Origin of the sequence: Mycobacterium sp. E3298, assembly GCF_001666895.1 — a bacterium.
Taxonomy (GTDB): domain Bacteria; phylum Actinomycetota; class Actinomycetes; order Mycobacteriales; family Mycobacteriaceae; genus Mycobacterium.
In genome coordinates, this window is the sequence record NZ_LZJB01000091.1 from 1 (window position 1) to 525 (window position 525).

Below are 525 nucleotides of genomic sequence, written 5' to 3' on the forward strand. Positions count from 1 at the left end.
TGGTGCGGCGGCTCTGGGACAGCTGGGAAGACGACGCCGTCATCCGTGACGTGGCCACCGCGCGTTACATCGACCGCTGAGGTGCCCGCCACCGGTGGCGTTGTGCGCGAAGGCGTACCGCCACGCGTGTGGGTGCCAGCCGTAGCCGTCCAGCTCAACGGCCAGATGTAGCTCGGTCATGGCACGCCTTCCGATTCGTTACTAACCCACTCTGCAACGCTCGGGGCGACAACGCATTCCATGCCCGCATTAAGTTCACCGTGAGTAATACTTCGCCGAGCTCACACCCGATGCACGGGCGGAAAGGCGTTCGACGACTTGATGATTCGAGGGCTAGGCGACTAGCGGCTGCAACACGGCCCGTAGGTCGCCCGCCTTCGGCACCCCGGCGCTCCGGTAGCGCTGACGACCCTCGGCGTCGAAGATCAATGTGGTCGGCAGCGACAACACCGACAGCCGCTTGGCGGCGGCGGGATTGGCGTCGATATCGATCTCCACGTGCGACACGTCAGGAAGATCGGCACA

1 protein-coding gene is annotated in these 525 nt (G+C 64.6%); it reads right to left on the reverse strand.

From position 1 onward, the window contains the following. Nucleotides 1-333 precede the first annotated feature (333 nt). The coding region (locus tag A9X05_RS04285) for a thioredoxin family protein (RefSeq protein ID WP_197498850.1) at nt 334-525 on the reverse strand (192 nt) is incomplete at its 5' end.